This window comes from Komagataeibacter sp. NFXK3 (assembly GCF_054182245.1).
Genome location: NZ_JAPIVJ010000009.1, coordinates 151,363 through 160,279 on the forward strand (window position 1 = coordinate 151,363; position 8,917 = coordinate 160,279).

9 protein-coding genes are annotated in these 8,917 nt (G+C 60.9%); 1 reads left to right on the plus strand and 8 read right to left on the minus strand.

All coding sequences use genetic code 11. The features are described 5' to 3' along the window. The first annotated feature begins 39 nt into the window (after positions 1-39). Complete coding sequence (locus OQZ28_RS11530) at positions 40-498, plus strand: c-type cytochrome (protein WP_458136205.1); 459 nt, start codon at positions 40-42, stop codon at positions 496-498. Between the two features lie 136 nt (positions 499-634). Here OQZ28_RS11530 and OQZ28_RS11535 read toward each other — a convergent pair whose 3' ends face one another. The 8 genes from OQZ28_RS11535 to OQZ28_RS11570 all read right to left on the minus strand — a co-directional run. Then, complete coding sequence (locus OQZ28_RS11535) at positions 635-1,147, minus strand: RidA family protein (protein WP_458136206.1); 513 nt, start codon at positions 1,145-1,147, stop codon at positions 635-637. Positions 1,148-1,151: 4 nt separating this feature from the next. After that, on the minus strand, positions 1,152-1,577 hold the full coding sequence (locus OQZ28_RS11540) for a c-type cytochrome (protein WP_458136207.1): 426 nt from the start codon (positions 1,575-1,577) through the stop codon (positions 1,152-1,154). After that, positions 1,577-3,181 carry a flavin monoamine oxidase family protein gene (locus tag OQZ28_RS11545; protein ID WP_458136208.1) on the minus strand — a complete coding sequence of 535 codons (1,605 nt, stop codon included), beginning with the start codon at positions 3,179-3,181 and terminating at the stop codon, positions 1,577-1,579. The genes OQZ28_RS11540 and OQZ28_RS11545 overlap by 1 nt, the downstream gene beginning before the upstream one ends. A 240-nt stretch (positions 3,182-3,421) precedes the next feature. Continuing rightward, positions 3,422-4,000 carry a DNA-3-methyladenine glycosylase I gene (locus OQZ28_RS11550; protein ID WP_458136209.1) on the minus strand — a complete coding sequence of 193 codons (579 nt, stop codon included), beginning with the start codon at positions 3,998-4,000 and terminating at the stop codon, positions 3,422-3,424. A 46-nt stretch (positions 4,001-4,046) separates the two neighbouring features. Then, positions 4,047-4,640: an NAD(P)H-dependent oxidoreductase gene (locus OQZ28_RS11555; RefSeq protein WP_458136210.1), complete on the minus strand. Its 594-nt coding sequence runs from the start codon at positions 4,638-4,640 to the stop codon at positions 4,047-4,049. A gap of 149 nt (positions 4,641-4,789) precedes the next feature. Next, complete coding sequence (locus tag OQZ28_RS11560) at positions 4,790-6,976, minus strand: outer membrane protein assembly factor BamB family protein (RefSeq protein ID WP_458136225.1); 2,187 nt, start codon at positions 6,974-6,976, stop codon at positions 4,790-4,792. 17 nt (positions 6,977-6,993) lie between these two features. Next, positions 6,994-7,380 (minus strand): glycerol dehydrogenase, encoded by a 387-nt coding sequence (locus tag OQZ28_RS11565; protein WP_458136211.1) that lies wholly within the window; start codon positions 7,378-7,380, stop codon positions 6,994-6,996. Between the two features lie 119 nt (positions 7,381-7,499). Beyond that, on the minus strand, positions 7,500-8,917 hold a 1,418-nt coding region (locus OQZ28_RS11570), incomplete at its 5' end, for a Tn3 family transposase (RefSeq protein WP_458136212.1).

Here is an 8,917-nt window from a genome sequence, read left to right on the forward strand (position 1 = left end):
TCGACGGCTTCAAATAATTGTCATAGCTGGAAACGATCGATGAAACAAAGACTGCTGGCCGCTCTCTTCTCCCTTTCCCTTCCCGCGGCACCCGCACTTGCAGCTGATGGTGCGGCCCTGTTCCAGACCAATTGCAGCGCCTGCCACCAGGCCGATGGCCAGGGCGTGCCCGGGCAGTTCCCGCCGCTGGCCGGGCGCGTGGGCAAGATCGCCGCCACACCCGAAGGCAGGCAGTATGTCATTGCCGTGGCGCTGAATGGCCTGATGGGGCCGATTACCGCCGCAGGCAATACCTATGCAAGCTTCATGCCGCCCTTCAAGACCCTGCCCGATGACCAGGTCGCTGCCATACTGAACCATGTGGCCGGCCTGCCCTCAGGCCCCGATGCAACCGTGTTTACTGCTGAGGAAGTGGCCACCGGCCGCAAGGAAGCCCTGACGCCACCCGCCGTGGTTGAAAAGCGCAAGGCGCTTGACGCTCAGCACCCGCTGCCCTGAGCCCTAGGCACAAAAAAGGGGATCCAAGCGATCCCCTTTTTTCAGGCACATGCCATAAAGACTGAATGAAATAATCAGTTTTAAAAAGCATTCGGGGCATGCCGCCTTTTTTACAAAGGCGGCACCCGGGAAAATGTTATTTGGCCGGCGCGCGCACGGCCGTGGTCTCGACTTCAACCAGCCAGCCCGGGTTGGCCAGATGCGCCACGCCAATGGCCGAACGCACCGGCAGGTTGGGCTGCTTGGCCGTGGGGCCGTAAAACTGGGTGTAGGCTTTCATCATGCCATCAAAGTCGAGCTTGCCCAGCTTGGGGTCTTCCGCCATGTAGATGTGCATCTGCACCACATCGGCCATGTCCAGCCCCATCTTTTTCAGCGCATCCTGGGTGCGCCGCAGGGCCGCATAGGTCTGCGCCTGCGTATCACCATAGGCGGCAATGCTCTTGGGGTCGGCCTTCTTGTCCTGCACCGTCGGGCCCAGGCCGCTCAGATACACGGTGGATGCCCCGGCAGGCACCTCAATGGCGGTGGAAATGGGGAATGTCCCCTCCACATGGCGCACGATGCCATCATCGGCATGAGCAGGCATGGCAGCCGCCATGCCGCCAAGAACCGCCACGGCGGCAACGGTTTTCCTGAGGTCGAACATTCTTTTACTGCTCCTTTGGTGTTGCGGGGGGCCGCTGGGCGGCCACGTCAGCCGCGGTGACGGCATCGGTGTAATGATTGCCAAAATGGGTGCGGATATAATTCACCACATTGGCGATCTGGTCATCTTTCAGCATGCCAGAAAACCACTGCATGCCACCATATCCGTTCAGGATGACATAAACCGGGTAGGCACTGCTCTGCAGCTTGGTGTTGCCTGCAAAAGCCGGGAACTGCGCACCCGCGCCCATCGCCCCCTTGCCATCAGGCATGTGACAGCCCTGGCAGACATGCCGGTACACATCCTCGCCCGTGGTCATGGGCTGCACCTTTCCCACCACGGCGGCGGCGCTATCGGCGCGCGCGGGGCCGGAAGGGGCGGCAAGCAGCGGCAGGACTGCAAGGGCGGACAGGAGAAGGATCTTACGCATCAGCTGGCTCCCTGCGCGCGCTTGTGCAACTGGGTTACGGCATCGAGGGCGGAAAGGATGGCGCCTTCCTGCCAGCAGCCCACATAGGATGCATGCTCACCGGCCAGAACCACGCGGTTATCCATGGTGCACAGCGCCTTGTAGTGGGTCTTGCGGGCCTGCTCGCTCCACATCGAGCAGCAGCCCATGGACCAGGGCACGCGGCTCCATGCGAAGCTCACGCCGTTGGAGAACTCCTTGCGGTAATGTTTCGGGTGGAACACCTCGCCCTGTGCCAGCGCGCGCTCGATACGCTCCTGCGGGGTCATGCCCGCGAAATCGTAGGCCGCCGGGCCAAACATGTAGCCGCCAAGCAGCACCGCCGGCCCGCGCGAGAAGTAGCCGTGGCTGGGATAGGAGATCTGGCTGATCGGCTGGTCGGTAAAGCTGATGCCGCCATAGATCTGGTCCTCTTCCTCCCAGAAGCGACGCTTGAACTCCAGCCCGAGCTTGACGGAGGAGCCATAGGGCACCGCCATGATCGCGGCCTTGAGCGGCGCGCTGACCTGCACGTCAAGCTGCGAGAGCACGGGCAGCGGAATGGTGCACACGCAGTAATCGGCCTTGGCCTCGCGCACGGCGCCGCCATGGTTCATGTCGTTATAGGTAACGCTCACGCCCTTGTCGTCCTGATGGATGGACGTGACCTTGCAGTTGAGCGTGATGAGGTCATGCACCTGGCGGTTGAAGCCCTTGCCGATCATGTCCATGCCGCCTACGGGCTGGAACATGGTGGTCTGCATCTCGAGGCGTTCATGGAAGGCCATCCATGTCCACAGGCCCGAAGCCAGCACATCCTTGCGGTCGAACGGATCAGAGGGCACGGGCTCTCCATTGAGGCCGCCGCCCTGCGCCTTTTCATAGCCACGGCACTCGGAGCTGATCACGCCCTTGCGGTAGTTCAGCCCGGAATCAAGGTTGCCCCACTGGCGCATGGCCGTGAGCACGTGCTCGCGCTCATCGGGCGAGACCGCATCATCAAGCTTGTGCTGGTCGATCGCCTTGCCGAGCAGCTCAGCCGTAAAGCCATTGAAGTCAGCGGCATATTCGCGGTAGCGCACGGCCTTGCCGCCAAATGCCTTGCTGGAATGGAGCCAGGTGTTGTGATTGAGCTCGATAAACGGCTCGAGTTCCACGCCAAATTCGCGGCAGTAATGCAGCAGGCCCTGATGGTGGTAGGGAATGCGCCACGGGCCGGGATTGATGTAGTTGCCCGAGGCGAAACCGACCTTCTGGGTTGCGCCGCCCAGTTCAGCAACCGTATCACCGCCACGCAGGCTGATATTGCGGCCACCGGCACGGCCCTGAAACTCCAGTATCTGGACCTGATAGCCTGCCTTGCGCAGTTCGTAGGCGGCGAGCATGCCCGCAAGCCCCGCACCAAGCACCAGCACGCGGGTACCACGCTTTGCACCTGACAGGACGGGTGGCGCGGTAAAATCCGTGCCCTGAGCATGCCCCATGGAGGTCATGGCCTGATACAGCGCGGCGCTACCGGCCAGTGTGCCGATACGGGTAAGGAGTTGCCTACGCGTGGGGGCTTTACGCGGATGAGCGTTTGTCATCAAGAAATCCCAAGCAATCAACGAAAACAGCCCTTTACCCTTAAACAACAAACAGGGGCTTAACCATATCTGTTCCGGAATAATTTCTTATCGAAACAATTGATGTTGCTGTTATGCAACATCAGCCTGAAGCCGCGCGCCCTTCAGGCCGCCCCTCCCCACCAAGATGGAAAATAATGCTGATATTACCGTAAATTTTCTTGCGTCAGGACGCACTGCATGTGTGCGGGACCACACCCCTTACATCCCTGCCCCGGCATGACGGAAACAGCCAGCCTCATGGTCATGGATCATGCCGGCGGCCTGCATCCAGGCATAGGCCGTAACCGGGCCGACAAAACGAAAGCCCCGCGCCTTCAGCGCTGATGCCATGGCCTGCGACAGGGGTGACTGTGCCTGCACCACAGGTGTCGGTTCATGCACTGCCTTGCCGCCGGGCAGCATGCCCCATGCGAAGGTGGCAAAATCCTCGCCTGCCACCCGCATGGCCACATAGGCACGGGCATTGCCAATCGCCGCCACGATCTTGGCGCGGGCGCGGATAATGCCGGGATCGGCCATGAGGCGGCTGATATCGGCCTCGGTAAACCGCGCGACGCGATCGGGATCAAACCCCATGAAAGCACGACGAAACCCGTCACGCCGCCGCAGGATCGTGCGCCAGGACAGGCCCGCCTGAAAGCTTTCGAGCACCAGCATTTCCCATAACTGGCGGCTGTCATGCACGGGCACGCCCCATTCCTCATCATGATAGGTCATCATCATGGCATCAGCCTGCGCCCACTTGCAGCGCGGGCGGGTGGAATCGGGTCCGTTCATCTCCGTTTCCATGCGCCGGGCAACAGGCCGCCCCGTTCCCATGATCTCATGGCAGGGTAAACGCCAGCACCTGGGCCAGATGCTGGCGATAGCGCTGGATATCCGCCTCGATGGACGGGTTCTTGATCACGTCCGTCGCCAGGAAGGTCGGCAGGGCCGAGAGTGCAAGAAACTGGTTGGCCTTGTGGAAAGGGAAATAGACAGCATCGATCCCCCTGCCCTCAAAAAACTGCGCGGGGTCAGTAAAGGCTTCTTCCGGGGCGTTCCACGTCAATGAAAGCATGTAATGTTTGCCATGCAGCAACCCGCCGGAGCCATATCTGCGCCCGGGGTGGGCGCGGCTGCGGCCATCGCTGGCGTATAGCGTGCCGTGACCGGCGGTAAAGACCTCATCCATGTATTTCTTGACAATCCACGGCGCGCCCATCCACCACCCCGGCATCTGGTAGATCACGAGATCGGCCCACAGGAAGTTGCGCACTTCTTCTTCAATGTCATAGCCCGAATCAATCTTTGTCTGCCGCAGGGCAAAACCTGCGGCTGCCAGCGTCTGTGCCGCGACAGCCTGCAAGGTGTCATTGAGCCGGCCGTGCGAATGGGCAAACTGTTTTCCGCCGTTCAGAAGAAGGATGTTTTCCATGCCCTGTCCCTCATGTTCGACCATAAGGGATAGGGCGTGCTTTCGTGCCATACAATGGGCAACACAAAGACTGCGCGGCACGGCACATAAAAAAACCGGGGCCGCATTGCACGGCCCCGGTCGGGTCAGTCAGGTCATGACGGGTTGGATCAGTTCACGTTATCCAGCGCATAGACCACAAGGTCATCCGTCACGGGCGTCATCATGAAGTGGTGGCCACCGGCCATGATGGCGACATACTGCTTGCCCTTGTATTCATACGTCATGGGCGTGGCCTGGCCGCCACCGGGCAGCACGTCGTTCCACACTTCCTTGCCGGTATGGATATCGAAAGCATGGATCATGTTGTCGGTCGTGGCCGCAACAAAGATCAGCCCACCAGCGGTAATGACCGGGCCGCCATTGTTGGGCGTGCCGATGGTCAGCGGCAGGTGCGTGGGCAGGCCGAACGGGCCGTTGGCGCGCGCGCTGCCCAGCGGGTGCTGCCACAGCACTTTCTGGGTGTGCATGTCGATCGCGGTGATCATGCCATAGGGCGGCCGGTTGCACATCATGCCCGTATATTCATCCCAGAACGGCGAGACCACGATGCCGTAGGGCGTTTCCGCCATGGCGCCAGCACCTTCCGCACCGCCGCCACCGGGCTTGAAGTTGGGGTCATCCACCGGCATCAGGCCCAGCTTGTCGGCCTTCTTGCGGCTGACCAGCTGGTCATACATCGGGGTGTTGTTCCAGTTGGCGATCAGGATGCCGGTCTTTTCATCATAGGCCACGCTGCCCCAGTCCGAGCCACCGTTATAGCCGGGATATTCCAGCCAGGGCTTGTCGATGCTGGGCGGGGTGAACTCACCCACGTAATGCGCGCGGCGGTATTTCAGGCGGCAGTAAAGCTGGTCGATTGGCGACATGCCCCACATGTCGGCTTCCTTGAGGGGGGCAAAGCCAAGGCGTGGCATGCCAACCGACCAGGGCTGCGTGGGCGAGCGCGTATCACCCGGCACCATGCCCGGCGAGGGCGCGGGCCGTTCTTCAACCGGCAGCACCGGGTCGCCCGTGCGGCGGTCAAGCACAAAGGTCTGGCCACGCTTGGTGGGCATGATCAGGGCCGGAACCGTCGAGCCATCGGGCTTGGTGAAGTCCATCAGCGTGGGCTGGGAGCCGATGTCGTAGTCCCACACATCCTTGTGCACGGTCTGGAACACCCAGCGCGGTTCGCCGGTCTTCACGTCAATCGCCACGACGGCGGAGGAGACCTTGTTTTCTTCCGGGCTGCGCATGGCGCTGTAGTAATCGGCCGCCGAGTTGCCGGTCGGCACGTAAACCAGCCCCAGCGCGTTATCGCCAATCATGGCCGCCCAGGAGTTGGGGGTGCCGCGGCTGTAATGCTCGCCTTCCTTCGGTTCACCATGCTCATGCGGGCGATTGACATCCCATGCCCACAGGAAGCGCCCGGTCTCGGCATCGTACCCGCGGATCACGCCCGAGGGCGCCCAGCGGCGCTGGCCGTCGAGAATTTCCTGGTTGGTGATGATCGCGCCGTTGACGATGGGCGGCGGCGCGGTCTCGGCCACGAAACCGGGTACCGATTCACCCATGCCCTTCATCAGGTTGACCATGCCGTGCCAGCCAAAGCCCTCGCACACCTTGCCGTCCTCGCTGTCCACCTCGATCAGGCGTTCATCCAGCGTGGCTTCAAGAATGCGGTGATGGCAGTGCTCGCCTTCCGGCACGGTGGAGGAGGTGTAATACACCACCGCCTTACATGCTGCCGTGTAGGGAATGCTCTCGTATTTCTCGTTGGCGTGGAAATGCCAGATTTCCTTGCCGGTGGCCGGGTCGATACGCATCATGTCATTCAGCGCGGAACACATGTACAGACCGTCGCCAACCTTGATGGGCGTGGTCTCGGCAGCCCATTTGTTGGTCTGCCCCGGCCCCGGCTTGCTGCCGGTGTGGTAGATGAAGGCGCGCTTGAGGTGGCCGATATTGGATGGCGTGATCTGGTCAAGCGGCGAGAAGCGGGTTGCCTTGTCATCGCGCCCGTAGCCGGGCCAGTCATCATGCGCGGGGTTGGCCGTGACCTGGTCCACCATGGGGGTGGCTTCGCTGGGCTCGGCGGGCGGCCCGTCAGGAATGTTAGCGGCGTTCACACCAGGCGACTGCGGCGCATTGGGCGAAGGGGGCGAGAACGCATCGCTCGGCGGCGTGGGCGTGCCGGGCGAGACCGTGGCATTGCCGTTACCGGGCGGCTGGTCGGCAGGGGGCACCTGCGCGAGGGCTACGGAACCCGCAGTGCCCGCGATAATGGTGGCGCCAAGCAGCAATGTGCGAAGCATGGGGCTTTTGGCGGACATTATGCGACCTCCCGCACGGATGTTGAGTGGGCATTTTCCATGCGGCGCAGGGCGGGCAGGCACAGGGCAACAGCAATGGCGAGGATGGTCGGCCCGAACACGCGGGGCAGCAGGCCCCAGCCATCAAACCCGACCTCCCAGAAGGCCCACAGCCATGTCACGCCAACAGCGGCCAGATACACGATGGCCCCCATGGCCCGGCCCATGGCCATGAGCACGCCCGCGGCCGTAACGGCTATGCCAATAATGACATAATACCACGAGCCGCCCAGAAACATGAGTTCGGCACCCATGTAAGCAAGGGGCAGCCCCAGAAGAACGATGACAACCGCAAGACCCAGGATCGCCCACGCGGCGGGGGTCTGTGGTTTTATGAAAGCTGACATGATGGATATTCCTCCAGTATCATGTAACGGAAGCTAATCCCGTTAATAGGGATCACGACACGAAAGTGTATTTTACGTACGCTTGGAGTGAACACCTGTAGAACTGGCCACATTGAGGTTCACGCAACAAGTAGGGATGCAGGTACCCGAAGCGGTCGTAACGCGCCAGCTTCGGGCTGCTCATCGACATTCCAGCGATAGTCGCCTGTCAGAGAAATATGCTCCCAGCCGAGGGGTGCGATATGCTGGGCCAGGTCATCTGAAATACCGAGCGTCGTGATGGCAGACTGAAGATAGCGCGTATTCCATAGGATGACCGCTGCCACCAGCAGGTTCAGACCTGACGCCCGATAGGCCTGATTTTCAAAACGCCGATCCCGCAGTTCGCCAAGCTGATTGAAGAAGAGCGCCCGAGCCAGCGCATTCCGGGCTTCTCCCTTATTGAGTCCAGCCTGGGTTCGTCTGCGCAAATCCAGATCCTGTATCCAGTCGAGCATAAAAATTGACCGTTCGATCCGGCCGACTTCGCGCAAAGCCACAGCCAGACCATTCTGACGGGGGTAAGATCCGAGTTTGCGCAGCATGGCCGAAGCGGTCACGGTTCCACTCCGAATAGATGTGACGAGACGCAGCAGGTCGTCCCAGTGTTCCACAATATGGTTGGTATTGATCAGGTCACCGGCCATCCCACCCAGAAGTTCGCCCGGGTGTTGTCCCGGAAAAAGGTGAAGTTTCCGCTCTTTCAGATCCCGTATCCTGGGCGCAAATCGATAACCAAAGAAGGGCATCAGCCCGAAAACATGATCCGATGCCCCACTCGTATCTGTATAATGCTCTTCAATGGAAAGTCCGTTAGCATGATAAAGCAGTCCATCCAGAACATAGGGCGCTTCACCGGCCGTCGCAGCAATCACCCGGGTCGAAAACGGATCATACTGATCGGAGATGTGGGTGTAGAAACTGACGCCCGGTTCACTGCCATTGCGCGCATTGATATCGCTGATCGCAGCGCCTCTGCCACCTGCATGAAACAATTGACCATCACTTGAGGACGATGTGCCGTCTCCCCAGAGTGACGCCAGGGGCAGCCCACGATGGGCTGCAACCATACGGCCAAGGGCTTCGGCGTATCCGGCCTCGCTGATATGCCAGTCATGCAGATGCGCCAACTGGCGCAGGGTGGCACCCTGACAGGTGTCGGCCATGCGTGTCAGACCAAGATTAATCCCATCCGCCAGGATCACCGTCAGCAGGGCGTTTTTGTCATCCGCGACACGGCTGGAACGGCGATGGGTAAAGCAGTCGGTGAAGCTGATCCAGCGGTCCACTTCCAGCAGAAGATCAGTAATCTTGATCCGTGGCAGCCGGTCGTAAGCCGCCCGCCTCAACTCTTCCACAGCAGGGGGTGTAATTGCTTTCAGAGGCGAAATCACAAGACCATGTGCATCAAGCCGGACCTGTGACAACTCGCCCTTCCTGGCAAGAGCCGTCACCCGGTTCAGCGCGGTTTCCAGCACTGCACGCCGTTGAGAAAGGA

Excerpts from the sequence above, each read along its gene's own strand:
- OQZ28_RS11550 (WP_458136209.1), bottom strand. The coding sequence starts at position 4,000 with ATGAACGGACCCGATTCCACCCGCCCGCGCTGCAAGTGGGCGCAGGCT.
- OQZ28_RS11535 (WP_458136206.1), bottom strand. The coding sequence starts at position 1,147 with ATGTTCGACCTCAGGAAAACCGTTGCCGCCGTGGCGGTTCTTGGCGGC.
- OQZ28_RS11540 (WP_458136207.1), bottom strand. The coding sequence starts at position 1,577 with ATGCGTAAGATCCTTCTCCTGTCCGCCCTTGCAGTCCTGCCGCTGCTT.
- OQZ28_RS11555 (WP_458136210.1), bottom strand. The coding sequence starts at position 4,640 with ATGGAAAACATCCTTCTTCTGAACGGCGGAAAACAGTTTGCCCATTCG.
- OQZ28_RS11565 (WP_458136211.1), bottom strand. The coding sequence starts at position 7,380 with ATGTCAGCTTTCATAAAACCACAGACCCCCGCCGCGTGGGCGATCCTG.
- OQZ28_RS11560 (WP_458136225.1), bottom strand. The coding sequence starts at position 6,976 with ATGCTTCGCACATTGCTGCTTGGCGCCACCATTATCGCGGGCACTGCG.
- OQZ28_RS11545 (WP_458136208.1), bottom strand. The coding sequence starts at position 3,181 with ATGACAAACGCTCATCCGCGTAAAGCCCCCACGCGTAGGCAACTCCTT.
- OQZ28_RS11530 (WP_458136205.1), top strand. The coding sequence starts at position 40 with ATGAAACAAAGACTGCTGGCCGCTCTCTTCTCCCTTTCCCTTCCCGCG.